The sequence below is a fragment of the Dellaglioa sp. BT-FLS60 genome, from assembly GCF_054941065.1.
The window spans coordinates 46,914-73,051 of the sequence record NZ_JBSOLI010000033.1; the positions used below are offsets into that span (position 1 = coordinate 46,914).

23 protein-coding genes are annotated in these 26,138 nt (G+C 34.9%); 20 read left to right on the forward strand and 3 right to left on the reverse strand.

Features of this window, described 5'->3' with window-relative positions:
* Window positions 1-19: 19 nt before the first annotated feature.
* The gene (locus ACVQ8P_RS05160; protein WP_462297975.1) at window positions 20-1,969 is read left to right on the forward strand and encodes a PTS fructose transporter subunit IIABC; all 1,950 of its coding nucleotides are present in this window, start codon (window positions 20-22) and stop codon (window positions 1,967-1,969) included.
* A gap of 80 nt (window positions 1,970-2,049) precedes the next feature.
* Here the strand turns inward: ACVQ8P_RS05160 and ACVQ8P_RS05165 are convergent, their stop codons facing one another.
* Window positions 2,050-2,634 (reverse strand): TetR/AcrR family transcriptional regulator, encoded by a 585-nt coding sequence (locus ACVQ8P_RS05165; RefSeq protein ID WP_462297977.1) that lies wholly within the window; start codon window positions 2,632-2,634, stop codon window positions 2,050-2,052.
* A 230-nt stretch (window positions 2,635-2,864) separates the two neighbouring features.
* On the opposite strand from ACVQ8P_RS05165, the gene ACVQ8P_RS05170 reads away from it, so the two are divergent.
* On the forward strand, window positions 2,865-4,019 hold the full coding sequence (locus ACVQ8P_RS05170) for a YhgE/Pip domain-containing protein (protein WP_462297978.1): 1,155 nt from the start codon (window positions 2,865-2,867) through the stop codon (window positions 4,017-4,019).
* Between the two features lie 74 nt (window positions 4,020-4,093).
* Here the strand turns inward: ACVQ8P_RS05170 and ACVQ8P_RS05175 are convergent, their stop codons facing one another.
* A complete protein-coding gene (locus ACVQ8P_RS05175; RefSeq protein ID WP_462297979.1) occupies window positions 4,094-4,798 on the reverse strand; it encodes a GntR family transcriptional regulator in 705 nt (234 codons plus the stop codon).
* A 196-nt stretch (window positions 4,799-4,994) separates the two neighbouring features.
* On the opposite strand from ACVQ8P_RS05175, the gene ACVQ8P_RS05180 reads away from it, so the two are divergent.
* The 12 genes from ACVQ8P_RS05180 (at window position 4,995) to ACVQ8P_RS05235 (ending at window position 19,184) form a co-directional block, all read left to right on the forward strand.
* Window positions 4,995-6,914, forward strand: coding sequence for a beta-glucoside-specific PTS transporter subunit IIABC (locus ACVQ8P_RS05180; RefSeq protein WP_462297981.1), 1,920 nt, complete (start codon window positions 4,995-4,997; stop codon window positions 6,912-6,914).
* Between the two features lie 2 nt (window positions 6,915-6,916).
* A complete protein-coding gene (locus tag ACVQ8P_RS05185) occupies window positions 6,917-8,356 on the forward strand; it encodes a 6-phospho-beta-glucosidase (RefSeq protein WP_462297983.1) in 1,440 nt (479 codons plus the stop codon).
* Window positions 8,357-8,567: 211 nt separating this feature from the next.
* Window positions 8,568-9,449: a sulfite exporter TauE/SafE family protein gene (locus tag ACVQ8P_RS05190; protein WP_462297985.1), complete on the forward strand. Its 882-nt coding sequence runs from the start codon at window positions 8,568-8,570 to the stop codon at window positions 9,447-9,449.
* Window positions 9,450-9,523: 74 nt separating this feature from the next.
* Entirely contained in the window at window positions 9,524-9,850 is a 327-nt protein-coding gene (locus ACVQ8P_RS05195; RefSeq protein ID WP_462297986.1) for a thioredoxin family protein, read from the forward strand.
* 208 nt (window positions 9,851-10,058) lie between these two features.
* Window positions 10,059-10,418, forward strand: coding sequence for a hypothetical protein (locus tag ACVQ8P_RS05200; RefSeq protein WP_462297988.1), 360 nt, complete (start codon window positions 10,059-10,061; stop codon window positions 10,416-10,418).
* Window positions 10,418-11,203 (forward strand): alpha/beta hydrolase, encoded by a 786-nt coding sequence (locus tag ACVQ8P_RS05205; protein ID WP_462297990.1) that lies wholly within the window; start codon window positions 10,418-10,420, stop codon window positions 11,201-11,203. Before ACVQ8P_RS05200 ends, ACVQ8P_RS05205 begins: the two co-directional genes overlap by 1 nt.
* A 242-nt stretch (window positions 11,204-11,445) precedes the next feature.
* On the forward strand, window positions 11,446-12,810 hold the full coding sequence (locus ACVQ8P_RS05210; RefSeq protein ID WP_462297991.1) for an MFS transporter: 1,365 nt from the start codon (window positions 11,446-11,448) through the stop codon (window positions 12,808-12,810).
* A gap of 108 nt (window positions 12,811-12,918) precedes the next feature.
* Entirely contained in the window at window positions 12,919-13,899 is a 981-nt protein-coding gene (locus tag ACVQ8P_RS05215; RefSeq protein ID WP_462297993.1) for a LacI family DNA-binding transcriptional regulator, read from the forward strand.
* Window positions 13,900-13,962: 63 nt separating this feature from the next.
* Entirely contained in the window at window positions 13,963-15,375 is a 1,413-nt protein-coding gene (locus tag ACVQ8P_RS05220) for a glycoside hydrolase family 32 protein (protein ID WP_462297994.1), read from the forward strand.
* The gene (gene scrK / locus ACVQ8P_RS05225; protein WP_462297996.1) at window positions 15,375-16,247 is read left to right on the forward strand and encodes a fructokinase ScrK; all 873 of its coding nucleotides are present in this window, start codon (window positions 15,375-15,377) and stop codon (window positions 16,245-16,247) included. Before ACVQ8P_RS05220 ends, scrK begins: the two co-directional genes overlap by 1 nt.
* Before the next feature lie 35 nt (window positions 16,248-16,282).
* A complete protein-coding gene (locus tag ACVQ8P_RS05230) occupies window positions 16,283-17,629 on the forward strand; it encodes a NosD domain-containing protein (protein WP_462297997.1) in 1,347 nt (448 codons plus the stop codon).
* Between the two features lie 244 nt (window positions 17,630-17,873).
* On the forward strand, window positions 17,874-19,184 hold the full coding sequence (locus ACVQ8P_RS05235) for an ammonium transporter (RefSeq protein WP_462297999.1): 1,311 nt from the start codon (window positions 17,874-17,876) through the stop codon (window positions 19,182-19,184).
* A gap of 116 nt (window positions 19,185-19,300) precedes the next feature.
* Here the strand turns inward: ACVQ8P_RS05235 and ACVQ8P_RS05240 are convergent, their stop codons facing one another.
* Complete coding sequence (locus ACVQ8P_RS05240; protein WP_462298000.1) at window positions 19,301-19,441, reverse strand: hypothetical protein; 141 nt, start codon at window positions 19,439-19,441, stop codon at window positions 19,301-19,303.
* Between the two features lie 270 nt (window positions 19,442-19,711).
* On the opposite strand from ACVQ8P_RS05240, the gene ACVQ8P_RS05245 reads away from it, so the two are divergent.
* From ACVQ8P_RS05245 to ACVQ8P_RS05270, 6 genes are all read left to right on the forward strand, one after another.
* Window positions 19,712-20,920, forward strand: coding sequence for a PTS sugar transporter subunit IIC (locus ACVQ8P_RS05245; protein ID WP_462298002.1), 1,209 nt, complete (start codon window positions 19,712-19,714; stop codon window positions 20,918-20,920).
* Between the two features lie 190 nt (window positions 20,921-21,110).
* Window positions 21,111-22,019 (forward strand): phosphogluconate dehydrogenase (NAD(+)-dependent, decarboxylating), encoded by a 909-nt coding sequence (gene gnd, locus ACVQ8P_RS05250; RefSeq protein ID WP_462298003.1) that lies wholly within the window; start codon window positions 21,111-21,113, stop codon window positions 22,017-22,019.
* A 175-nt stretch (window positions 22,020-22,194) separates the two neighbouring features.
* Window positions 22,195-22,341 (forward strand): hypothetical protein, encoded by a 147-nt coding sequence (locus tag ACVQ8P_RS05255; protein ID WP_169787607.1) that lies wholly within the window; start codon window positions 22,195-22,197, stop codon window positions 22,339-22,341.
* Window positions 22,342-22,474: 133 nt separating this feature from the next.
* A complete protein-coding gene (codA, locus tag ACVQ8P_RS05260) occupies window positions 22,475-23,713 on the forward strand; it encodes a cytosine deaminase (RefSeq protein ID WP_462298004.1) in 1,239 nt (412 codons plus the stop codon).
* A 63-nt stretch (window positions 23,714-23,776) separates the two neighbouring features.
* The gene (locus tag ACVQ8P_RS05265; protein WP_462298006.1) at window positions 23,777-24,412 is read left to right on the forward strand and encodes a TetR/AcrR family transcriptional regulator; all 636 of its coding nucleotides are present in this window, start codon (window positions 23,777-23,779) and stop codon (window positions 24,410-24,412) included.
* A gap of 196 nt (window positions 24,413-24,608) precedes the next feature.
* Window positions 24,609-26,030 carry an MDR family MFS transporter gene (locus ACVQ8P_RS05270; RefSeq protein WP_462298007.1) on the forward strand — a complete coding sequence of 474 codons (1,422 nt, stop codon included), beginning with the start codon at window positions 24,609-24,611 and terminating at the stop codon, window positions 26,028-26,030.
* Window positions 26,031-26,138 lie beyond the last annotated feature (108 nt).

Consider the following 26,138-nt stretch of genomic DNA (forward strand, 5'->3'; position numbering starts at 1 on the left):
TATTTTGGAGGTAAATATCATGCAATTTGACGAATTAATTGATGTTCGAAATATTGAAACGTCTATTTCGAAGATGACTAAAGAACAAGCAATCGATTCACTTATTAATTTACTCTATAGTAATGATTATATTGGTAGTTCTGAAGATTACAAAAAAGCAATCTATGAACGTGAAAATGAAATTTCTACTGCGGTTGGATATGGTGTTGCAATTCCCCATGCTAAAACAGGAACAGTTGCGAAAGCAACAATTGCTATTTTAAGAAACCTCTCTGGAATTCAGTGGGGAAATGAAAAAGTTAATATGGTATTTATGATTGCAGCTGAGAAGAATGCAACAGATGAACATCTAAAAATGCTTTCTAGAGTATCTGCAAGCTTAATGGATGAAACGTTTAGAGCAAAACTGATTACTGCTGAAACATCAAAAGATATTTATGAGGTATTATTAAAAGAAGATAGTAATAAAAGAAATGAAGAAAATATAGCAGAATCGCGTGATTTATCGGGGAAATATTTAATTGGCATTAGTGCATGTATGACTGGAATCGCACATACATTTATGGCGGCACAAGCATTAACTGATGAAGCAAAAAAACGTGGTATGCGTGTTAAAATTCAGACGAATGGTTCAACGGGGATAGAAAATAAATTAAATAATGATGATATTGCTGAGGCAGATGCCATTATTATTGCACATGATGTTAAAGTAGATGAAAGTATTTTTGGTGATAAAGAATTTATAGATGTACCTGTTAAAAGAGCAATTAATAGTGCCTCCACTATTTTAGATCAAGCTTTAGCACTAGATACTAAATCAGGTGGTTCTCCAGTAGAATTGGAGAAAAACTTGAGTTTGGAATCATCTATGAAAAAAGAAGATACTGATGAAAAAATTACGGTAGGTAGTAAAGTTGCTCATGAATTTTATACTCATATTATGAGTGGTGTTTCATATATGATTCCTTTTGTAGTTGTAGGTGGAATTTTTATTGCGATTTCATTCATGTTTGGTATTTATGCTTCAGATCCTAAAAGTGATACTTATAACATTTGGGCTGCATTCTTTAATGAAGTTGGTGGGAAGGCTGCATTTCAACTTTATGTTCCTGTATTAGCTGGTTTTATTTCTTGGAGTATTGCAGATAAAGCGGGATTAGCAACCGGGATGATTGGTGGTATGATGGCTGTTAATGGTGGATCTGGATTCTTAGGAGGAATGGTAGCTGGGTTTCTAGCGGGTTATGTTACAAAATTCTTAGTTAATAAGACACGAAAAATTCCACACTCTTATCAAGGTCTTGTATCTGTATTATTTATTCCGTTGTTAGCAACGCTGATTGTTGGGTTAGTTATGTTTTTTGCTCTAAATACGCCAATGGCTAATTTAATTACCTTTTTAACTAATTGGTTGAAGTCTATGAATGGTGCTAATGCAGCAGTAATGGGTGCTATTCTGGCAGGAATGATGGCTTCAGATATGGGAGGTCCAATCAATAAAACTGCTGGTGCATTTGGTTTAGCGATGTTTGCATCTGGAATATACGGCCCATCAGCAGCTCTAATGGTGGGAGGAATGGTACCACCATTAGGCATCGCACTGGCAACATTGTTATTTAAAAGTAAATTCACGATTTCAGAACGTGAAGCAGGTAAGGCTAATTGGGTACTTGGAGCTAGTTTTATTACTGAAGGAGCTATTCCATTTGCTGCGGGGGATCCATTACGAGTGATTCCTGCAAATATTATTGGTGGTGCTGTTGGTGGCGCACTTTGCATGGCGCTAGGGTTAACCTTACAAGCACCTCATGGTGGAATATTTGTTATTCCTATTGCAAGTAACAAACCACTTCTCTACATTGGCTGTATCTTAATCGGGATGGTTATTACAGCGTTAATTCTTGGATTTACAAAAAAAGCACTTAATAAAGATGAAATGAATCGTGAAATGACTGGCGGAATTATCTAAGGTAATGCTACCAGTAGAAAATTAAATAAAGCACATAAAATCAGTATATACACTGATCTTATGTGCCTTATTTTTTCACTTTAAACGCTAAGAGCCTTAATTAAAGCGTCGGTTGAATGAGTAATACTTTCTTCTGTTAATGGTTGATCAAATAAGAGATACCCTAAAACAATACCACCAATAATTGACCAGATAACCTTAAGAATTTCGAGATTATCCCAATCGACAATTAAATTTTTTTCTTTTAATACGTCAATAGTTGAGTTGATTGATGTCCAGTAAGGAGCGGGCGCATTTTCCAATAATTGGGTAACAACAGCTTTATCGTAGAGTAACTCTGAAATGAAAATTTTGAGAACTTTAGCATTTTCTTGCAAAAAGGTAACTCTGTTTTTTAGTAAGGGGCGAATTAATGAATCTAAAGTCATCTTTGAATGGTCTGTGGATTCATTTAGTAAATCATGCATTGCAGTTGGCAAAATAGATTTAATAACTGGTGTAATAATAGCGTTCAATAACCCTTGTTTACTAGTGTATTTGCTGAAAATATTACCTTCAGCGACACCAGCTTTTTTAGCAATTTCTTTGGTACTTGTATTTGCGTAACCTTTTTCTGAAAATAATTCAATTGAAGCAATTAAAATTTGTATTTGCTTATCTGTCATATCTTTAAATAAATCCGAGTCGGCATACAGCTTTAATTCAGACTTTTTGATAATAATCACCATCCTATCGCTGTCCTTATTATGCCACAATTGGTAGCGATAACAAAAGGAAAAATAATTATTTCTGGACTGCTCATTTAAAAGTTAGGGTTGACTAAACTTTTAAATGAGCTATAATCGAACTTGTAATTGATTGAGTGCTCACTCAAAAAGAAAGAAGGAATAAAATTATGTTTAAAAATAAATTTTTTGGCTTTGCTATTTTAGTTTCAGTTTTACTTACATTCATTATGGTTGTGATGCAAATTCCGTCTGTTAAATCAGAACTCAAGGATGTTCCTGTCGCCATTGTTAACGAAGATAATGGTAACCAAGGTAATAAAATTGTACAAAATTTAACTAGTAGTAAAAATAAAACATTGGATTGGCATGTTGTTAAGAGTGAAAAAAAGCTTAACAAAGCAATGGACAAGCAACATTACTATGCTGCTATTGTCATTCCAAAAGATTTCTCGTTGGCGATTGGAAAATTAGCTGATCCAACTTCAAAAAAAGCTGCAAGTATCACCGTCATGACAAATGAAGCAAAAAATGCAACATTATCAACAACAGTAGGGTCAACGTTATCAACAATTATCACAAAAATGGGTGGGGGTATTTCAGCTGGAATTTTAACCAATATGGTAAAAAATAATAGTAGTGTTCCTGCCGCAACTGCCTTGAAATTGAATCACCCCATTACGGTAAAAACAATTGTTAGACATTCAACTGCTGGTTTATCGGCAGCAAATAGTTCTTTCTTTCAGCCCATCTGGATTGCCAGCATGGTTATCAGTTTGTTGTTATTCTACGCTGGAGATGCACTAGAATTTAAATCGATGAAGTATAAATTTTTATATAAATCATCTTTTATTATTTCAGCAATTACGCTTGCAGTCTTAACTGGATTCGCAACTGCTACTTATGCCACTTGGATTCTAGGCTTTAATTTTACGCATTTTATAACAATTGCGTCATTTTTATCGTTTACGAGTTTTGCTTTTATCATGTTATTTTCAGGAGTACTTACGTGGATTGGTTTTCCAGGGGTTATTGTATTCGTGCTCTTACTATTCTTCTCAATTCCTTTATTGGCGATGGCACAACCGTTAGTCCCTCAGTTTTATCAAGATTGGGTTCTTCCTTGGTTGCCAATGCGCTTCTTATATGATGGTGCTCGCAGCATTCTCTACTACGGTGCCTCATTCTGGAATAGTGAAACAGTTGGATTAACTTATGTATTAGCTATTGGCAGTGTCTTGTTCTTTGCTGAAGGAGTCTCATCGAAACATCGCAAAGTTGAACAAAAAATCAATGAAAATATTAAAGTTATAGAAGCAAAATAAAATAAAACTTAGAGTAATCACAAAAATAAGTGATTATTCTAAGTTTTATTTTTAGTATGAGTTATGTTAAAAATCTATTTTTGTCCACTTTGAATGAAAAAATTAGCATGTTTATAATTATAAATAGTTTGAGAAAGGTCAAATGGTTCACCATTTACTGTGTAAAAGAGTTCATCGATATAGAACCCTGGCGAATTTTTTGGTAGCTCAAGAAGTTGTGCTTCTGTTTCTTTAAGTGTATCTGTTTGCAGGTACTTATCGGAGAAGCCTATTTTTAACTTTAGAACTTCTGTTAGATAATTAAAAATAGAATCACTAATAATTTCTCGATTGAGGTAAGAAACTATTTTTTTTCGGTAGTATGATTGTTCAATACAGAGAACATGATTATCAATGTAACGAATTCTTTTTATAAAGTAGATTTTTTCATCCGGAGCACAATTTAATTCCCTAGCTACTTTAGCATTGGGGGTTTCAATTTTTAAATCAATTACTTTTGTAGATAATTTACTATTTTTTAAATCTTTCGTGAAACCCATGTTTGTCATTAGGGCAATGTAGCCTTCTCTTTTCTGACGACGAACGAAAGTGCCACTACCTTGAACTTGATAAATGATTCCTTTATCTTCTAAAGTTGTGAGAGCTTTTATAAGAGTAGTCTTACTGACTGCATATTGAGCTATTAATTCATTTAGACTAGGTAGTCGCGTTCCTTGATTTAATTTTTTATGTTTAATTGCTAATTCGATTTGGTCAGCAACTTCTTGATACTTTAACATGCGATTCCTCCATTAAAATTCTATAGGCCTTATTGTATAACAATGCCACGTTCTTGTACATCCGTGTGAAAAGGGTTACAAAAACTTGTTGACAAAGTGTACACGTACAATTAATATGTACATATACAAATATTTGTAAGGGGATACATAATTTTTTATTTAGCAGTAGTGTGCTTTTATCTGAGGAGGAAAAAATATGGCAAGTAAGGTTAGAGATTATACGAAATTAGCGACAGATATTTTAGAAGCAGTTGGTGGTGAAACAAATTTAGCTGGAGCAACACATTGTGCAACCCGGTTGCGATTGGTATTACATGAAGTTCCAGCAGACGCTAAAGAAAAAATATCAGCAATGGCGGGTGTTATTACTGTTGTTGAAAGTGGTGGACAATTCCAAGTGGTTATTGGACCACATGTGGGGGAAGTTTATGACGCTTTTTCAGCAATGATTGACTCTTCTGGAGTGGAAGAAGTAGAAGCTCCCAAAATGAGTATAATGAATCGAATTATTGCAACGATGTCTGCTGTTTTTGCACCCTTTGTTTATATATTAGCAGCAGCAGGTATTATTCAAGGAATCTTAATTTTAATTACTTTAGCAATGCCAAGTTTTCCTAAAAGTGGTACATACCAAGTTCTGAGTTTTATTTCATGGGCTCCATTTACATTTTTACCAATATTTATTGCTATAACGGCGTCTAAACATTTTAAAACAAACAGTCTAATTGCTGTTGCATGTTGTGCAGCATTAGTCAGTCCCACGTGGGCAGAGATGGCTGGAACTATTGCAAGTGGTACAAGTATTAATTTTATGGGGATTCCATTATCTCAAACAGTTTATACGTCATCTGTATTGCCACCACTATTTTTAGTTTGGATTCTTTCTTATCTTGAACGATTTTTAAATAAAAAAGTCCCTGAAATTGTTAAAGAGCTTGTTGTTCCATTATTATGTTTATTAATTATGGTTCCGTTAACAATTCTAATTATTGGACCACTTTCTTCTCTTGGAGCTGAAGGTATTGCAAAAGGTTATAACTATTTAGTTGCAGTTGCACCACCTTTAGCAGGTGTTATCATTGGTGGTTTCTGGGAAGTTCTTGTTATCTTTGGTATCCATTGGGGAGTTACACCGATGGTCATGGCTAACTTTAAAATGTATGGCATGGATTCATTTCAAGCATTTCAAACAATTGCTGTTGTTGCGCAAGTTGGTGCCGTTTTAGGTGTATTTATTAAATCTAAAAATAAAGAATTAAAAAATATTTCGCTTTCAGCATTTATTACAGGATTATTTGGGATTACAGAACCAGCAATTTATGGTGTTACCTTAAGATTTAAAAAGCCATTTATTTTTGGTTGTATTTCAGGGGCTGTCGGTGCATTAATTACAAGTTTCTTTAATTCGAATTACTTTGCTTATGCTGGACTACCAAGTTTACTAACAATTGTGAATGCAATTAGTCCTAAAATTCCAAGTTCATTTATCGGGATGGTTATTGGATGTAGTGTTGCTATTATAGGTTCAGTAATGCTAGTTCAAATATTTGGAACAGGTGAAACAGTTAGTGAAGTAGCAACTATGGAAGCACAATTAGATGATGCACCAGCTAAGGTAGCACCAGTTATGAGTGCCCCAGTAATTAATGCACCAGGTGTTGTTAATAGCCCTACAACTGGGACAGTAATGGCGTTATCGGAGGTAAAAGATCAAGTTTTTGCTTCTGGCGCAATGGGTAAAGGCGTTGCTATCGACCCAACTGACAATAAAATCTATGCACCATTTGACGGTCAGGTTGTTATGACAACAGAAACCCAACATGCTATTGGGTTGAAGTCTGTTGATGGTGTGGAAGTTTTAATTCATATTGGAATGGATACAGTTGAATTAAAAGGGAAATATTTTTCAACGCAAGTTCAAAATCAGGATCATGTGAAAATGGGTGATCTACTTGTTGAATTTGATCAAGATAAAATAAAAGAAGCAGGTTATTCAGTTGTGACACCTGTGATTGTGACTAATTCAGATGACTATGAAGACGTTATCGCATATACGCAAAATGAAATTCATCATGGAGAACCAATTATGGAATTAATTCCAAAAGGAGAAAAATAACTATGGCGAAATTACCGAAAGATTTTTTATGGGGTGGTGCGTTAGCTGCTCATCAATTTGAAGGCGGCTGGGATGCTGATGGAAAAGGACCAAGTGTAATTGATGTAATGACGGCGGGAGCAAACGGTGTTCCACGTGAAATTACAGAAACTGTAGAAGCAGATAAATTTTATCCGAACCATGAAGCAATTGATTTTTATCATCATTACAAGGAAGATATTCAATTATTTTCTGAAATGGGATTGAAGTGCTTACGGACATCTATTGCGTGGTCACGCATTTTCCCAATGGGCGATGAGAGTGAACCAAATGAAGCTGGATTACAATTTTATGATGACGTTTTTGATGAGTTATTAAAAAAGGGGATTCAGCCTGTCATTACTTTGTCACACTTTGAAATGCCACTTCATTTAGCTAAAGAATATGGTGGATTTAGAAATCGTAAATTAATTGATTTTTTTGAAAAGTTTGCATCAGTCTGCTTTAAACGTTATCAATCTAAAGTGAAATATTGGATGACATTTAATGAAATAAATAATCAAATGGATACAAATAATCCCATATTTTTGTGGACGAATTCCGGAGTTATTGTGAATGACGGTGAAAATCCAAAAGAAATTATGTATCGTGTTGCACATAATGAACTTTTAGCCAGCGCTAAGGCTGTTATCGTTGGTAAAAAAATTAACCCTAATTTTGAAATTGGATGTATGGTCTCGCACGTGCCAATTTATCCTTATTCATGTGACCCAGAAGATATTATGGCTGCTGAAGAGGCAATGCATCAGCGTTTCTTTTTTCCAGATGTTCATGTTCGGGGAGAGTATCCACGTTATGCACTAAAAGAGTTCGAACGTCATCATTATGATGTTGGAATTCAAGAAGGTGATATGGAGATATTGAAAAAAGGAACGGTTGATTATCTAGGTTTTAGTTACTATATGTCAACAGTTGTTAAAGCAGATGCTGAGGCAGATCACTTGGGAGATGTTGTAAATGGTGGTTTACCAAATGGAGTTCCTAATCCTTATATTAAATCTAGCGATTGGGGCTGGGCAATTGATCCAGACGGATTACGCTATACATTGAATAGATTGTATGATCGTTATCAACTACCATTATTTATTGTTGAAAATGGGTTTGGCGCAATTGATAAGCTTGAAGAGAATCATAAAATTCATGATCCTGAACGTGTAAATTATATAAAAGAACATATTCAGGCTATTGAAAAAGCAGTCGATTATGATGGTGTAGAAGTTTTGGGCTATACGCCGTGGGGAGTGATTGATTTAGTATCATTTACAACTGGAGAGATGAAAAAACGTTATGGCATGATTTATGTTGATCGTGATAACGAAGGTAATGGGTCAATGAAACGTTATAAAAAAGATTCATTTGTTTGGTATAAAAATGTAATTGAAACAAATGGAGGAAATCTCTAAAAACTGTACTTGAAGTGTCTAACTAATCCTTATAAATGAAAAGACTAATCTCTATTTTTTATTAGAGGTTAGTCTTTTCATTTGTTTTGGTTATTTAATAACATTTTCTCATATTTGGTTTAATCTTTAAAATACTAATTATATAGTATAAAATGAAGTATTCGATATAATGAATGTTTTTTATGAGTAAATTGAACAAGGAGATTTAAGCATGCAAAAAATATTGATTGCAGCAATTATTAGTGTTAATTTTACGTTTATTTATTTTTTTGTACGAGATTTAATCAAACATAAATCAGATGTTATGAAAGAACCAGCAAGTTCAATCTGGACGCCGATAACACAAATTGTCATTTTTTTCTTTTCAACGTTTGGCATATCTGATTTTGCGATATCAACGGCCATATTTCCAAAAGCTAATTGGGTTTCTATGAAAAAGCTGCCGGGAACCTTAAATGCGCAGGATGTTATTCCTATCTTTGTCATGTCGTTGGCGTATATTACAAGTATTAGCGTTGGTATTAAAACGTTGCTTGTTTGTATCATTTGCCAGGTAATGGGCGCTTATATTGGGCCTAGATTTGTTGTTAAGTTACCTGAAAGGACCATTAGATCATTTGTGATTGTTGGATTACTTGTGGCAACAATGCTGATTATTGCAGGTAAAGTTGGGTTAATTACTGCGAATGGGACTGCCACGGAACTATTTGGGTGGAAACTAGTGGTGACTGGATTTTTATTATTTGTTTATGGCGCCTTAAATAATATTGGCATTGGGTCATTTTCCTTAACGATGGCAACTGTTTATGCGATGGGCATGGATCCAATTGCTGCATTTCCAATTATGATGGGTGGATGCGCATTTTCTTTGCCAATTGGAAGTATGCAATTTATTAAATTAGATCAATATTCAAGAAAAATAACGTTATTTTCTGTTTTCGGAATTATCGGTGTTTTAATTGCCGTATTTTTGGTAAAAAGCATTAATACCAGTGTTATTCAATGGATTGTCATCGTTGTGTTGTTATATTCTGCGTTTAGTTTATATCTTGGGAATAAAAAAACTAAATTAATCGGAGATAACGATTATTAATGAGCATATTATGATTGTAAATGGGTTAATTTGATGTATACTTACTTAAAGTAAGTTAGCAGGGGGTAATAAAAATGAAAAGTATCGAAAAAGTAACGAATGAAAAAGAATTGATGGATCAACTTAAAGATGGTAAATATATGCTCTTCTTTTCTGCGACATGGTGTCCAGATTGTGCGTTTATTAAACCTGAAATGGCTAATATTGAAGCGGCATATCCAGAATATACATTCTTAGGTGTAGATCGAGATGAGAATATAGATTTAGCTATGGATTTAGGCATTTTCGGTATTCCAAGTTTTATTGCTTATGAAAATGGGAAAGAAACAGGACGATTAGTCAATAAAGAACGCAAAACAAGAGTAGAAGTAGAAAGCTTTATTGACGGTATTCTTGCGTAATAAGAGTGGATTTTCTATTTTAAAATAAAATACCGATTAAGTAGACAGGGTTTGGATTAACCTGGTTACTTGGTCGGTATTTTTTGAATTAATAAATAAATGAAGGGTTATTTTTTTACTAAATAAAGTCAAATTATTGGTCATAAAATCAATTTTTAGTTACACTGTACATGTGTTAAAAATGATAGGTTAATAGGGGGATTCTAATATGATAGATGTCAAAGATTCGTTAGATAAATTACAGTGGACGGCAGAGCATCATTATTTACATATTATTGCTAAACACGATTTTATGCGGGCTTGGGCGGTTCAATTTGAACTAGCTTATACTGATTTTCGCGCTATTCAAATGGCATTACAGTTGTCGGGAAAACAACATCCAACATTAGTTAAGTTTACGGATGCCTATGACCGTCTTTATGGATTCGAGTATGAATTTGCGGCAAACGGCTTAGATGCGTTTTATTCAAAATTCACGACTCAAAAAGATTTAGATAATTATGAAAAGGCAAAGAATGATTTATTGGCTCAAATTTTAATCATTCAAAAATTAGGAGCTGATGACTAATGATTAAAGTTAAAAATGATATTAAATATGGCGATAAAGCCGAATTGACGCTTGATATGTATGAACCTGATGATAGACCTATCGTTGGGACGGTTATTGATATTCATGGCGGCGGTTGGTTCCGTGGGGATAAAAAGACAGAGACTGACCTTGGCCATTTTCTTGGCGAAGAAGGGTACTTAGTGGTCGCGCCTAATTATCGAATCGGACCAGACAATACTTATCCAGCACCTTTAGAAGATATGGATCAGTTGATGAACTGGCTAACTAAACAAGATTTGTCTGATAATGTGGCCGTTTTAGGGTCTTCAGCTGGTGGTAATATGTCAGTTGAAATGGGTATCAAATATGGATTTCCAGCTATTTCATTATCTGGTATTTTAGATTTTGATGAATGGTTACAATTACACCAAAGTGTTGTTGCTGCTCAAAATCAAACGCAAGATTTGGATGAACTACAAAAAACAGCTGGTATTAATCAAAATGGTGCCAATGATCCTTTTTACAAATGGTTTAGTTTAAATTATTTGAATGGTGATTTATCGTTAGCAAGTATTGCGACACCTTACCACAAAATTACTGAAAAAACAGGGCCTATGTTTTTAGCTAATTCGTTAAATGAATTTGTTCCAAACAGTGGCGTGCTAAAATTTGCGGAACGTTTAACGCAATTGAATGTGCCTGTAACAACTAGATTCATGGTAGGATCTGAACACGCTAAGGGCTATTTAGAAGCTGTGAAACCAGATATTGTAAACTTTTTGGCAGATAATCTTAAAAAATAGAAAAAAGCAAATTTGAAGTGAACGCTACGCTAGTAGTGGTACTTTTCGAATTTGCTTTTTTTGTGCAATTATAGAAATTAAAATAAAGATGACAACCGGTTGACATAAAAATAAAAACAAGTTATACTTTCATTATTCATTAGGAAAGCGCTTTCCTTGTGGTGGATTTATTTGATCCAAGCAATTGCTATTTTTTAATCGGAGTATGACGTTTATTAAACAAATAGAATGGGGTAAATAAAATGGAAAATAAAGTAGATACAAGTTCAAACCAAGCTGAAGAAATACCTCTTTTTCGAAAATTGAGTTACTCACTTACAGATTTTGGTGGCAACATCTTATTTGTAAGTATTAGTACGTATTTGCTCTATTTTTATACCGATGTTTTTGGAATTGGGATTGGCGTTGCAGGAACTATTTTATTAGTGACACGTTGTGTAGATATGTTTGATGCACCAATCTGGGGCTTCCTAATTGATCATACGCATACAAAATGGGGCCAGAGTCGGCCATACTTTTTATGGTTATGTGTGCCATTTGCGTTTTTTACGTGGCTAACATTTACGACGCCCAATTTATCAGGCTCATCTAAAGTGATTTATGCAGCAGTTGTCTATGTTATTGCAGGTATTTTATATACTGGAATTAGTACACCAATGACGTCAATTTTACCTAACTTAACGAATGATTCAGACCAAAGAACGGTTTTGAATTCATATCGAATGGTAGGGGGGAATGTTGGGCTATTAGTTGCTAACGGTGTCGTTTTACCATTAGTTCAAATGATAGGTCAGGGCAATGATCGTAAAGGATTTTCATATGCGATGATTATTTTAGGAATTATATCTATAATTGCATTCTTAATCGCATTTTTAAATTTACGAGAAATTAATACAACAATTACGAAATCAATTTCATTAAGACAGAGTGTTAAAGCAACGAAAAGTAATTGGCCTTGGATTTTGTTAGTTATTTCTAACTTACTTTATTGGATTGGAACAACGGTTAGAAGTTCTGGCATGATTTATTATTTCCAATACAATATTCATGCAAAATCATTGGTTGCAGTTGCTGGCTCTTTATCAGTTGTAGCTGTTATTGGGATGGTATCAATTCCCTTACTAGTTAAACGGACCAATAAAAGAACCGTTTTAATTGGGGCCCTTTTGATGGGAGCAATCTGTAATATGTTACTTCAAGTAGTTGATAGCAATCAGGTTGGTGTTGTTATTTTATATTGTTTAGGATCAATCGGAACAGGTGTTGCAGCTGCAATGCCATTCCTAATGTTGGCTGATGCAGTTGATTTTGGTCAATGGAAAAATGGCATTAGAGCTAGTGGCTTTTTAACGGCGATTGGAAGTGCATTTTGTGTCAAAGCGGGTAGTGGAATCGGTGGGTTTATTCCTTCACAAGTGATGCAATTCTTTGGATATATACCTAATCATGCACAAACGAGCCAATCATTGTTAGGAATTAATTTAAGTTTTATCTGGATTCCAGCAATTTTATTCATTCTTGCTTCAATTCCAATGTTTTTCTATGGTAAGTTTGAAAAGAACGAAAACAAAGTTAGAGCTGAATTAGCTGCAAAAGAAGCCGTATAGAAAGTTAGTACTGGACATAAGGATTTTGGTTATTTTATGTTAAACTAAGAGTACGTAAAGTTAAGCGGTAACAACTTAACTAAAATCAGACTACTTAGGAGCAAAAAAATGCAAAATCCAAAACTTGATGATGTCGCTGAATTGGCAGGTGTTTCTAAAACGACTGTGTCTAGAGTGCTAAATAACAGAGGTTATCTCAGTGAAAAAACAGTTAAAAAGGTTCGTGATGCTGTGCAAGAATTACATTATCAACCCAATGATGTTGCTAGACAATTATTTAATAAAGAAACGAAATTAATTGGGCTCATTTTTCCAACAATTGCGAATCCTTTTTTTGGACAACTAGCCTATCAATTAGAAACACAACTTTTTAATAAAGGTTACAAGGTTCTTATTGGTAATTCAAAAAATGATCCAGAAAAAGAAGCTGTTTATTTACGTAAACTGATGGCGAATCAGGTAGATGGTCTGATTGTTGGGGCACATAACGAAGGAATTGAAGAATATCGCAATACTAATTTACCAATTGTTGCAATAGATAGAATTATGAATGGTGATATTCCAGTTGTTTCTTCCGATAATTATAATGGTGGTAGAATGGCGACAGAACGACTGTTAGAACATGGTGCAACATCAATTGTACATACTAATGGACCTTATGATCTGGAAACGCCTGCTCGAGACAGACGTAGAGCGTACGAGGAAATAATGAGTGAACATGGTTTGCCAGCTGTGACGTATACCGTTGATTTTAATTGGACGGAAGAAGAAAAAACGAAAGTCTTTAAAGGTATTTTTGAAGATCTTAAACGAGTAGACGGCATTTTTGCTTCGAATGATACCGATGCTAGTTTAATTATAAAAATAGCTAGAGAATATGGCAAAAGAGTACCAGAAGATTTATTGGTTATTGGTTACGATGGAACAGATGTTGTGAGATTATTTAAACCTGAATTAACAACAATTATTCAACCGATTGAACAGATGGCGAATGCAGCTATTGATATTTTGATGAAAAAAATTGAAGGTAAAGAAACGCCCATGCAAGTGGTGCTACCCGTTCAATTGTATAAAGGGGAAACGGCCTAATGTGCACGTTTTTTATTTTCGGTTAATGACAACCGGTTGACACAAAAGAGAGGAGAACTAATTTTGAAAAATAAAACTGTTAATTATTCAGAAGTAACAAATGAAAGATATCGCTTGAACTATCATATTACGGCACCAGCAGGTTGGATGAACGATCCAAATGGCTTTTGTTTCTTTAAAGGTTATTATCATATTTTTTACCAACATCATCCAGAATCACCAAAATGGGGTCCCATGCATTGGGGTCATTCGAGAAGTAAGGATTTAGTCAATTGGGAACGTTTGCCAATTGCTTTGTTCCCTGGTGATTCAGAAGATCAAGATGGTTGTTTTTCTGGAAGTGCTATCGTGAAAGATGATCGACTCTATTTAATTTATACAGGACATAATTTGAAAGATAAAAATGATCCAGATAGTTATTGGCAAAATCAAAACTTAGCAGTTAGTGATGATGGGATTAACTTTGAAAAATTTGCAGGTAATCCAGTTATTTCAGTGCCACCTGAAGATAATGCTGTTGATTTTAGAGATCCTAAGATTTGGTATGAAGAGGGTTACTATTACATTGTAATCGGAAGTAAGAACCAAGCTGGATTAGGTCGCGTAATCATGTATCGCTCAGAAGATCTGGAACATTGGGATTATTTAGGGCCTATTGCAACTGCTAAATCGATTGATTCTGAAGGTTTTGTATGGGAATGTCCTGATCTTTTTGAAATTGCTGGGCAAGATGTCTTGATTATGTCACCACAAGGAATAAAAGCTGATCACTTTAAATATAGAAATTTCTTCCAAACGGGCTATTTAATGGGGAAATTTGACAAAACAACACATACTTTAGGTCATGGCGAATTTACTGAATTAGATTTTGGACATGATTTTTATGCAACTCAATCAATGCTTGCACCTGATGGTAGAAGAATTATATTTGCGTGGATGGATATGTGGGAAAGTGCGATGCCAGAACAACAAGATGGTTGGGCAGGCGCACTGACATTTCCAAGAGAATTAAATCTAAAAGATGGTAAGTTATTGATGACCCCAGTTAGAGAAATTGAAAAATTACGTGAAAAAGTGTTATTGGATGTTGTTAAACCTATCAATAATACAACTATTTTTGAAGCACCTACAAAGAGTTTTGAATATTTAGCGAACTTTGAGGGGCAAGATGATGTCGTGGTTAAGGTTCAAGATAGCGACAAAAAAATGTTGCTAGAACTTAACTATCAAGCTGAAACCGGTAAAGTGACCTTACAAAAGTATAACGATGACTTGCCTCGAGAAACAAAAGTGACCGTTTCTGGTAAATTAGATGTTCATTTATTAATGGATAATAGTTCAGCGGAATTATTTATAAATGATGGTGAGGCCTGTTTCTCTGAAAGAATTTACGATGAAAGAGAGCTTACACTTGAAACTAGTAGTGATTCAATCAATTATGATATCAAAATTTATGAACTTGGGGGAAATAGGTAATGTTATTAGGAAGCATTGAAGCGGGTGGAACGAAATTTGTTTGTGCAGTGGGTAATGAAGACTATCGAGTAGAAAATCAAATTCAAATTCCAACAACTACACCGGTTGAAACGTTGACGGCAGTTGTTGATTATTTTAAACAGTTTGAGATTACTGCACTTAGTGTGGCTTCATTTGGACCTATTGAAATTAGAAAAAATTCACCCAAATATGGGTTTATTACGAAGACGCCAAAACCAGGTTGGAGTGATACTGATTTCTTGGGTTTTCTTAAGGGAGAATTGGATGTTCCAACATTTTGGACAACGGATGTTAATGGTTCAGCCTATGGGGAATATACGATGGCGACGTTATTTAATGAAAAAATTAATTCGCTAGTGTATTACACGATTGGTACTGGTGTTGGTGCTGGGGCAGTGATTGACGGGCATTTAGTTGGCGGTATTGGTCATCCTGAAATGGGTCATGTCTTAGTGAAAAGACATCCTAATGATCTTAATTTTAAAGGAATTTGTCCATTTCATGGCGACTGTCTCGAAGGTTTAGTCGCTGGTCCAACATTTGAAGCAAGGACTGGTAAAAAAGGTAAAGATGTTCCTTTGACAGATGAAACATGGGATATTATGGCTTACTATATTGCTCAAGCTGCTGTTCAAACAACATTGAGTTTGCGTCCTAACAAAATTGTTTTTGGTGGCGGAGTTGCTAATGAGGTCTTATTAGCAAAAGTACGTCAAGAATTTAAAAATATTTTAAATGATTATGTTGATGTGCCACCGTTAGATCAATATATTACAGCACCACAAGTGGCTAATAATGGGTCAGCAAATGTCGGTAATTTTGCTTTAGCTGAAAGATTATTATCTGAATAAATCGTGTGATTTAACAAAATTGGAGGATTAAAATAATGACAAATAAAAATTATTATGACGTAACAGAATGGCCTGTAGGGAATCCATATGAAGATATTGGTGAAGTTATTAATAGCATTATTGCTGATATTAAAAGTCGACAATCTGATAGTGACGTCAATGATGGCGGCAAACCTGGGGCAGTTATTTATCTACCACCAGCTGATTATCATTTACGGACACAAGTCTTGATAGATATCAGTTTTCTTAAAATTCAAGGATCTGGGCATGGCTTTACGTCTTCAAGTATTCGATTTAATGTACCGGAAAATGAATGGTCAAATTTACATGAATTATGGCCTGGTGGTAGTCGTATTCTTGTTGATCTAGATCCTAAAACGACTGATGAAGAATCTGATGGGGCAGCTTTTTATGTTGCTAGAGACGGCGATCCTCGTATTAGTTCAGTTGAATTTTCTAATTTTAATATTGATGGTCTACATTTTGTGGATGATGGTTCAGGCGAAGAAAACCCAGAAAATACGTATGTGAATGGCAAAACAGGTATTTATGTTGCGAGTGCGCAAGATTCATTCCGGATTACGGAAATGGGCTTTGTTTACTTAGAGCATGGAATCACTATTTATAATGCTGATGCATTAACCATTCATGATAATTTTATTGCCGAATGTGGGAACTGCATTGAGCTACGTGGATGGGGTCAAGCTTCAAAAGTGACTGAGAATTTAATGGGAGCTGGATTTAAAGGGTACAGTATTTTTGCTGAAAACTTCGGTGGTCTTTTAATCACAACAAATAATATTTTCCCTCGAGGTGCAAGTAGTATTTCATTGGCTGGGGTAACCAAATCAGCTGTTACAAATAATCGTCTTCACGCCTTTTATCCAGGAATGGTTATTTTAGATGAAAATTGTTCAGAAATCTTAGTTTCTTCAAATCATTTGTTGCATGACCAAGAACCATGGGCACCTATGCAACATCGCGACAATGGATTGGATGATTTGTACGGTCTTTTATCAATTAGTGGGAATGATAATTCTGTGATTGGGAATCATTTTTCAGAAACAATTGATCAGGAGACACTTAAACCGGCTGGAGCAACGCCAGTTATTATTCGACTTGCTGCTGGACATGGTAATTACATTGCAAATAATAATGTTGTTGCTACGGAAATCCAATCGGGGAGTGGCGATTCTGCATTTTCTGCACAAGTAGATGCGTTATTAGCAACTGAAGAATTAAAGAAAATTGCGGTTACTACTGTGCTAGTTGAAAAGAAATCAACTCAAAATACCGTTCTTGATTCAGGAAATAATGAACAAATTTTGATGGATAAAACTGTAAATACTTTTAGAGCAACACCAACTATTCCAACAAAATAATAAATTTTTAAAATAAATAAGGCCTTAGATAACGTTAATTCTAGTTATCTGAGACCTTTTTTCTATTTATATTGATTAAATGTTAAAAAATATGACACCCTTGAGTAGGGAATTTGGATTTAAGTGACGAATAACCAAATTTTAAGACCATTTCATCTGAACTACTTGACGATACGAGTTCTTGATGTTATGTTTTATGACATAAGAAGTAGTTGTTACTTTAAAGGTAGGGGAGAGGACGCATTTGAACGAAGCAAATACATCATTTTTAGTTTTAGCAAGTATCTTGGTATTGTTTATGACGCCTGGGTTGGCGTTTTTCTATGGTGGACTCGTATCAAAGCGTAATGTTGTCAATACAATGCTTTCAGTTTTTTTTATTACTGGTTTAGCTATTTTACTTTGGATTTTCTGTGGGTATAGCCTCGCTTTCCATGGTGATCATTTTGGAATGTTTGGTGATTTGCACCAATTCTTTCTCCGAAATTTTAGCATGACAAAGATGTCTATGACGACAACGAAGATTCCGGATGGGTTATTTGCCGTTTTTGAGATGATGTTTGCTGTGATTACACCTGCTCTATTTGTTGGAGCCGTTGTTGGACGGATAAAATTTAAATTTTTATTTCTATTCATTATCTTTTGGTCAATTTTAGTTTATTATCCTATGGTTCATATGGTTTGGAGTGCAAATGGCATTCTTGCCAAAATGGGTACGCTTGATTTTGCGGGTGGAACTGTTGTACATATAAATGCGGGGATTACAGCTCTTATTCTCTCAATTTTTCTGGGTAAACGTGCCGAATATAAAGAACCAGAACATTATAATTTACCTTGGGTTTTATTAGGAACAACTATTCTCTGGATTGGTTGGTATGGATTCAATGCTGGAAGTGCGTTTGGTATTTCCAATGTTGCGATTCAAGCGACAATGACCACTACGGTTGCTGCGGCCTCAGGGATGATTTCGTACATGATGATTGATGTTTTTAGAACGGGTAAACCGACGTTGGTTGGTGTCTGTACTGGAACTTTGTGTGGATTGGTTGCGATAACACCAGCTTGTGGGTATGTTACTGTGGCAGGTGCATTTTCTATTGGGATTATTGGAACGTGTGCCAGTTACTTCTTTATTAATTATCTTAAAATAAAATTAGGTGTTGATGATACGTTAGACGCTTTTGGTGCTCACGGGTTAAGTGGCATTATTGGTAGCATTGCAACTGGACTTTTTGCGACTAAATCAGTTAATTCGGCCGTGACTAACAACGGATTATTTTATGGTGGTGGCTTTAAGTTATTTGGGACGCAGTTAATTGCGACTGTACTGACAATTGGTTTCGTTTCAATTATGGTGATTGTGATTGCAGTGATTCTAAAAGCCATTGTGCCAATGCGTGTTTCTGAAAAAGAGGAAAAACAAGGATTGGACTTTGGCGAACATGGCGAGCGGGCTGATTATACGGTTGTTACGGAAGTTGATTCAAATATTGGAACATTCCGCGATGAATTCAAAGGGCAACTTGCACAATTGAAGGGTAGAAAAAATAAGTAGGAAGCGGTTATTCGGGTCTTATTGAATACGATTTTCAGTAAATTTAATAACGTAGAAAATATGTTGTTGACAGGTTTCTCTACCAATAACATATTTTTTTACGTTTATTTTAATTTCTACTTCATATCCATTCCTTTTAATGTCACAAGTGTAATAAAAGTTGTGATGCAAATAAGCGCAGTCATAATAACCAAAGCGATAGGCATTGTCATGAAATCATCCTTTCTAATATAACGATAAGTTATAATTAGCGGCATCGGACAATATTTTTGACAGCGTTTTCAATAGATGTTATTGTTTATTTGTTATAGCATGTAAGGAATATGCTATAACAAATAAACAATAACGATAGATAAAATAATAGAATTAATATTGCCCGTGTGTTAATGGACGGACAAAAATATCGTTAAAAATTTAACTTACTTTTGATTTGGAAACATATTTAATAAATTTTTTTAATTATTTTGAACAAGTGTAGAAAGGTTATGGGGATATCAGGGTTTAAAATTTGGAAGAGGTAAAACAGTATGTCCAATAAAATTGAAGAGAAAAAAGATACAGAATATGTACGTATGGCAAAAGAAAGTGCACCAGTTGCTTTTAATGGCCAAACCGATTTACATTTGAAAGATTTCTTTTTTAAAGTTTTATCTGGTTCTGCGCAGGGAATCTTGATTGGTGTTTTGCCATCGGCTGTTATGAAATACATTATTCAGTACTCAGGGTTGGGTACAACTGCATTTGGAACAGATTTAAGTGCTATTTTAACGCTATTTACATCGTTAATTCCCTTTTTAATTGGTATGGCTGTTGCCTTACAATTTAAAATGAAAATTTTAGATGTTGGGGTTGTTGCGATTGCTACAATGGTGTCATCAGGCTCAATTAAATGGGCAATTGCACCTGTCGGATGGGGGAATCCGGTGACGGGAGTAAACTCTGTGGTGCCCATGAATGCTTATATTGCTTCTGGATCAGGCGATGTCATTAATGCGATGATTGTTGCATCTATTGCTGTTGTAACTGTTTGGTTAGTTGCCCATTATTTAAAAGGATTTGGATCAGTCGCAATTATTCTAAGTCCAATTTTTGTGGGTGGTGGCGTTGGTCTACTTGGTAAAGCAATTGCGCCTTATGTTGGTGACGTTACGGCGTGGATTGGTCAATTGGTTGAGGTGTTTACAAAGTTTGCGCCTGTTCCAATGTCAATATTAATTGCTATGGCATTTTCAATTATTATTATTACACCAGTTTCAACGGTTGGAATTGCTTTGGCAATTAGTTTATCGGGTATTGGTTCTGGGGCCGCTGCCATGGGTGTTGTCGCAACAACAATCGTTTTATTAATTAATTCGTGGAAAGTTAATAAACCGGGAGTTACTGTTGCAATTGCTTTGGGGGCGATGAAGGGAATGATGCCTTCAGTATTTGCGAAGCCAGTTACGATGTTACCATTTTTATTAACGGCTGCGATATCAAGTATTCCTGTTGCGTTATTTAACATTCAGGGGACACCAACTACGGCTGGGTTTGGGTTTATCGGATTAGTTTCGCCTATTCAATCAATAGTTAAAGATTCTACAGTTCCTTCATCGGTTATGAACCATTTTATTAGTCCATTAATTGGAATTTTTGCGTGGCTAATTATTCCGATTGTTGCTGGATTTATTGCACAATTCATATTTAGCAAGTTATTAAAACTATATACACCAATGGATTTTCAACAAGACTTATAAAGTAGTGATTAGCTAAAATTTAAATAATGGCAGATTATTTTTGGGTTAGACTATAGACTTCAGCAGACACATCTAAATTCCTCAATCAAACGTGAGGAAAGTGTGTTTATGATGTGAATAATAATATTATTTGTAAGTTAATAAAAAATTTAATTTAAAATAGAAAATAACTGAAAGAAGGATTATTAATATGCGTGTTGGAATGATTGGACTTGGTAAGATGGGGTTAAGCTTAACAAAGAATATGCTTGATAATGGAATAGAGGTTGTTGGATTCGACTTAGCAACTGAAAACGTAAAGGCTGCGGAAGATGCGGGTGCAATTTCAGCTTCAAGCCTTGAAGATTTTGTTTCTAAATTAGGTTCTACTAAGATTACATGGTTGTTGTTGCCAGCTGGTGCACCAACAGATGCGACTATCGTCAAATTGACGGGACTGCTTAGCAAGGATGATTTAATTGTTGATGGCGGTAATTCAAATTTTAAAGATTCACTTAGACACAATAAAATCGTGACGGAAGCCGGAATGAAATTTTTTGATTGCGGGACATCAGGAGGTCAATCAGGCGCTCGTAATGGCGGAAACTTTATGATTGGTGGGGATGATGCGGATGCATTTAATCAATATCTTGATTCAATTTTTAAATTGATTTCTGAAAAAGATGGTTATCTTTATACTGGGGCAGCAGGTTCTGGTCATTACTTGAAAATGGTGCATAATGGGATTGAATATGGAATGATGCAAGCAATTGGCGAAGGATTTGACGTTCTTGAGAGTGGCCAATATGATTATGATAATGAAGCCGTAGCTAAATTATGGAATCATGGGTCAGTTATTCGCAGTTGGTTAATGGAACTTGTGGAAGATGCATTTTCTGACGATGCACATCTAGACGAACTGCTTGGACGCATGCATTCATCAGGTGAAGGGCAGTGGACGTTACAAGAAGCACTTGATAGCAAAGTTCCAACGCCAGTTATTGCATTGTCAGTGATGATGCGCTACGAATCGATGAGAAACGTTGATGCGAATTTTACAGGTAAAGTTGTTGCTGCAATGCGTCATGGTTTTGGAGGACATGTTGTAGATAAATCGTAGGCTATTATTTTTAACATGACGAGTGTACCCTGTTAGAGTTGAAGTTGTGTTTAAAAATGTGATATCAATTTGTTAATAAAATTTATTTAATTTGTGCCACTTTGCTGAAAGAGGACTATAATTAAGGGTGAAGTTAAAAGACATTTAACTGTCCAAATCAAAAGAGGCGATAGCAATGGCAAAGTTGAGTAAAGAACAACGCAAAGCAATGGCTCAAAAAGCAATGGACGAACGTGCTAAACATCCACAAGCTGAAAAAAAACAATCAGGTTTTAAGTTTATCGAAGAAGAATCAGCTAAATTAGAATCAGAAAAAAACTAATAACAAAATTTAAAGGATTAATTCTAAGTGGCTCTTAGGATTAATTCTTTTTTTATTTGACTAAATAAATATTAAAATAGGTGTGAGTCATGTACAATTTGGATGATAAAGAATTTAATGAGGAGTGATAGCGATGTTAATTAAGCAAGTACATATTGAAAATGAAGCAAAATTACAGGATGTTCGCGTAGAAGGTGGAATATTCACTGAAATTGGATTGAATTTACAACCTAATTCTGACGAACAAGTTATTGATGCAACCAATCAATTGATGTTACCACCGTTTGTTGATCCGCATGTTCATTTGGATTCAACTTTGACGGTCGGAGATCCAGAATGGAATGAGTCTGGCACTTTATTCGATGGGATTCGAATTTGGTCTGAGCGTAAAAAGACGTTAACCCGTGAAGATGTTAAGGGACGCGCTATCAAAGCATTGAAAATGCAAGCCGCTCATGGCGTTCAATTTGTTCGTTCGCATGTTGATGTAACTGATCCGCAATTAGTGGCCTTGAAAGCCTTAATTGAAGTCCGTGAAGAAGTGAAACCCTGGATGGAGCTACAGTTAGTTGCATTTCCACAAGAAGGTATTTTATCTTTTCCAAATGGTAAAGAATTAATGACGGAAGCTGCTGAGTTAGGGGTGGATGCAATTGGGGCGATTCCGCATTTTGAATTTAATCGTGAATATGCAGTAGAATCCCTTCATTTTGCCTTTGAATTAGCACAAAAATATAACTTATTGTTTGATGCACATACAGATGAAATTGATGATCCCAGTTCTCGTAGCCTAGAAACAGTTGCGACATTGGCATTAGAAACAGGGATGAAAGACAAAGTGACCGCTTCGCATACCACGGCAATGGGGTCATATAATGATGCTTATTTATACAAATTAATGCGCTTATTAAAAATGTCAGAAATGAACTTTATTGCGAATCCACTTGTGAATATGTTTTTGGGCGGCCGTTTTGACACTTATCCAAAACGCCGTGGGTTAACACGGGTTAAAGAGTTGGATGAAAATGGTTTAAATGTGGCTTTTGGTGAGGATGATATTAAAGATCCTTGGTATCCAATGGGAGACGGAAATATGTTGGACGCCTTACATATGGGGTTACATGCCACGCAAATTATGGGTTATAGTCAAATTATGAATTCGTATAGATTCGTGACAACTAATGGTGCTAAAGCGATGCATATTATGGATCATTATGGTATTGAAGTTGGTAAACCAGCTAGTTTTGTGATTATGGCTAGTGATAATTTTTATGATGCGTTGAATACGCGTGCTGCTGTTATGTTGTCAGTACATAACGGTGACGTGATTAGTGAGACTAAGCCAGCGGAAATTAAGTTATATATTAGCTAAAAAATACATAATGTAGGTGATTACTAAACTGATAGTATTTATATAATATAGAGGTGAATGATTATGGCAGATTCAGTAAATCAAGAACAAATTGTGCAAGCATCCTGGGAATTGTTGGCAGAAGATGGGATTAACACTTTTTCTATGCGCAAGTTGGCTAAAAAGGTGGATTTATCGGTATCAACATTATATTGGCATTTTGAAAATAAAAATGCTATTTTTAATGAATTGATAAATGAGGTAGCAGGTTCTGCTGGAAAAAGATTTAAAAAGAATGGAACTTGGCAAGAACGATTACTTCAAGATGGTATTATCTTAGCGCAAGAATTGAGAAAAAGGCCTTATTCGGCAGAATTAATGCTTAGTTTACCGCCAGATACCGATAACTATTGGTTGGTAACTGAACAACTTCTTGTCGTAATTGATGACCTTAAATTGAGTGATGGTGAAAAATTTAATGCTATTTCAATTTTATTGAATTATATTTTAGCATTTGAACGTGATTTTTTAGTTCAAAAAATAAATGTAACACAAATGCCAATTGGAAAATTGGCAATAAATAAACAAATAGGCTCACAGATTACAATCTTAAAAAGACTCTATCAAAAGGGATTGTTCCAACAAATGGGGACAGAAGCAGCCTTAACTTGGAGTTTACAAACAATCATAGTGGGGTTAGATCAACAACAAAATAATTAAATCGAAATCATCTGTTAGTTTAGCTAACGGATGATTTTTTTATTTAATTACTAGATAAAAAGGCAGTATTTTAAAGTGATTTAAGCATATTTATGATAATTAATCGAATTATTTTTATGAAGAAAGGTTTACTTCTTTCTAGAACGGTGTTAGAGTGATTGCTATAGAACGTTGTTCTAGAAAGGAGTTTTAAATTTTGAAAGTAAAAGTAGAAACAAAAGAATTTTCTTTAAAGGCAGTTTTACCAGCAATATTAACAGTTGCTCTGGCGATGTTGTTAGTAATGATGGATACAACAATTATGAATGTGGCAATCCCATCATTACAACACGTTTTTTCAACTCAACTTAGTACAGTACAGTGGTCTGTAACAGGTTATACACTTGCTTTAGCAGCTATTACACCAATAGCTGGATGGTTATCTGATCGATTTGGTGCAAGGCGCGTTATCTTTCTTGCAATCCTTTGGTTCACTATCTTCTCCGTTCTTTGTTCGATGTCAAATTCAATTGAAATGTTGATTGTATTTCGTTGTTTACAAGGTATGGCAGGTGGTTTAGTTGGACCAATTGGTATGGCAGAATCTTGGAAATTAGTACCAGCCGATAAACGTGGTTCGTTAATGGCATTATTGGGCTTACCAATGGTAATTGCACCAATTGCAGGACCAGTTTTAGCTGGATGGTTATTGAGCTACGCCAGCTGGCATGCAATTTTCTATATTAATTTACCAATTGGTATTGTTGCAGCAATTTGTGTTCTGAGATACTTACCTAAGCGAGCATTGATTAAAGATGAGCGGTTAGATATTTTAGGAGCAATATTATCACCATTAGCCTTTGTGACGTTAATCTACGGCGTTCATCGTTTAGGAGACTATGCTTTAACAGATTGGACAACATCATCGATATTATTAATTGGGATCATTTTATTAATATCGTTTGTCTATGTTGAACTAAAACAGGAACATCCTTTAATGGCGTTAAGTGCATTTAAGGCAGATCGTTTTAGAAGGGGAATTTTAGTTAGTTGGTTAAATCAAATCGTATTATTTGGGGCAACTTTATTAATTCCACTTTTCCTACAAACAGCTAAAGGATTTTCTCCTTTACATGCCGGTGAAATGATTGCACCACAGGCGTTGGCTTCTTTTGTAGGGATGTTTATAGGTGGGCAATTATTTGATCGTTGGGGAGTTAGGGCTGCCGCTTTACCTGGTATTAGTTTAATGTTTGTCGGGATTATTCGTTTAGCACAACTAACATTACAAACGAATACAACAACATTGTTAATCACGATTGTTATATTAGGGTTAGGACAGGGAATGACAATGATGCAGATTAGTACTTATAATCTTAGTTCTGCACCAAAGGCTGTTGTTTCGAGACTAACACCTTTAATTAATTCAGCAATGCAAATTATTAATTCCCTAGCAGTTGTTTGGTTAACTAATGTATTGAGTCAAAATTTAGTTAGTGAGACTAAAATAGCGACGGCGGATACAATAAAAAATCATGTAGTATTAGCATACGGACAAACATTTACGATGCTTTTAGGAATATTGGTCCTCAGTTTAATTGTGACGACAACGTTGAATAAAGTTAAAATAATAATATAATATAATATTAAAAACACAATACTAATCATTATATTTAATAATTAGTATTGTGTTTTGCTTTATGTAAAATATACTGTAGACGTAATATATTTTACAATGGTTATTGAT

Excerpts from the sequence above, each read along its gene's own strand:
- ACVQ8P_RS05160 (WP_462297975.1), top strand. The coding sequence starts at position 20 with ATGCAATTTGACGAATTAATTGATGTTCGAAATATTGAAACGTCTATT.
- ACVQ8P_RS05165 (WP_462297977.1), bottom strand. The coding sequence starts at position 2,634 with ATGACAGATAAGCAAATACAAATTTTAATTGCTTCAATTGAATTATTT.
- ACVQ8P_RS05170 (WP_462297978.1), top strand. The coding sequence starts at position 2,865 with ATGTTTAAAAATAAATTTTTTGGCTTTGCTATTTTAGTTTCAGTTTTA.
- ACVQ8P_RS05175 (WP_462297979.1), bottom strand. The coding sequence starts at position 4,798 with ATGTTAAAGTATCAAGAAGTTGCTGACCAAATCGAATTAGCAATTAAA.
- ACVQ8P_RS05180 (WP_462297981.1), top strand. The coding sequence starts at position 4,995 with ATGGCAAGTAAGGTTAGAGATTATACGAAATTAGCGACAGATATTTTA.
- ACVQ8P_RS05185 (WP_462297983.1), top strand. The coding sequence starts at position 6,917 with ATGGCGAAATTACCGAAAGATTTTTTATGGGGTGGTGCGTTAGCTGCT.
- ACVQ8P_RS05190 (WP_462297985.1), top strand. The coding sequence starts at position 8,568 with ATGCAAAAAATATTGATTGCAGCAATTATTAGTGTTAATTTTACGTTT.
- ACVQ8P_RS05195 (WP_462297986.1), top strand. The coding sequence starts at position 9,524 with ATGAAAAGTATCGAAAAAGTAACGAATGAAAAAGAATTGATGGATCAA.
- ACVQ8P_RS05200 (WP_462297988.1), top strand. The coding sequence starts at position 10,059 with ATGATAGATGTCAAAGATTCGTTAGATAAATTACAGTGGACGGCAGAG.
- ACVQ8P_RS05205 (WP_462297990.1), top strand. The coding sequence starts at position 10,418 with ATGATTAAAGTTAAAAATGATATTAAATATGGCGATAAAGCCGAATTG.
- ACVQ8P_RS05210 (WP_462297991.1), top strand. The coding sequence starts at position 11,446 with ATGGAAAATAAAGTAGATACAAGTTCAAACCAAGCTGAAGAAATACCT.
- ACVQ8P_RS05215 (WP_462297993.1), top strand. The coding sequence starts at position 12,919 with ATGCAAAATCCAAAACTTGATGATGTCGCTGAATTGGCAGGTGTTTCT.
- scrK (WP_462297996.1), top strand. The coding sequence starts at position 15,375 with ATGTTATTAGGAAGCATTGAAGCGGGTGGAACGAAATTTGTTTGTGCA.
- ACVQ8P_RS05230 (WP_462297997.1), top strand. The coding sequence starts at position 16,283 with ATGACAAATAAAAATTATTATGACGTAACAGAATGGCCTGTAGGGAAT.
- ACVQ8P_RS05240 (WP_462298000.1), bottom strand. The coding sequence starts at position 19,441 with ATGCCGCTAATTATAACTTATCGTTATATTAGAAAGGATGATTTCATG.
- ACVQ8P_RS05245 (WP_462298002.1), top strand. The coding sequence starts at position 19,712 with ATGTCCAATAAAATTGAAGAGAAAAAAGATACAGAATATGTACGTATG.
- gnd (WP_462298003.1), top strand. The coding sequence starts at position 21,111 with ATGCGTGTTGGAATGATTGGACTTGGTAAGATGGGGTTAAGCTTAACA.
- ACVQ8P_RS05255 (WP_169787607.1), top strand. The coding sequence starts at position 22,195 with ATGGCAAAGTTGAGTAAAGAACAACGCAAAGCAATGGCTCAAAAAGCA.
- codA (WP_462298004.1), top strand. The coding sequence starts at position 22,475 with ATGTTAATTAAGCAAGTACATATTGAAAATGAAGCAAAATTACAGGAT.
- ACVQ8P_RS05265 (WP_462298006.1), top strand. The coding sequence starts at position 23,777 with ATGGCAGATTCAGTAAATCAAGAACAAATTGTGCAAGCATCCTGGGAA.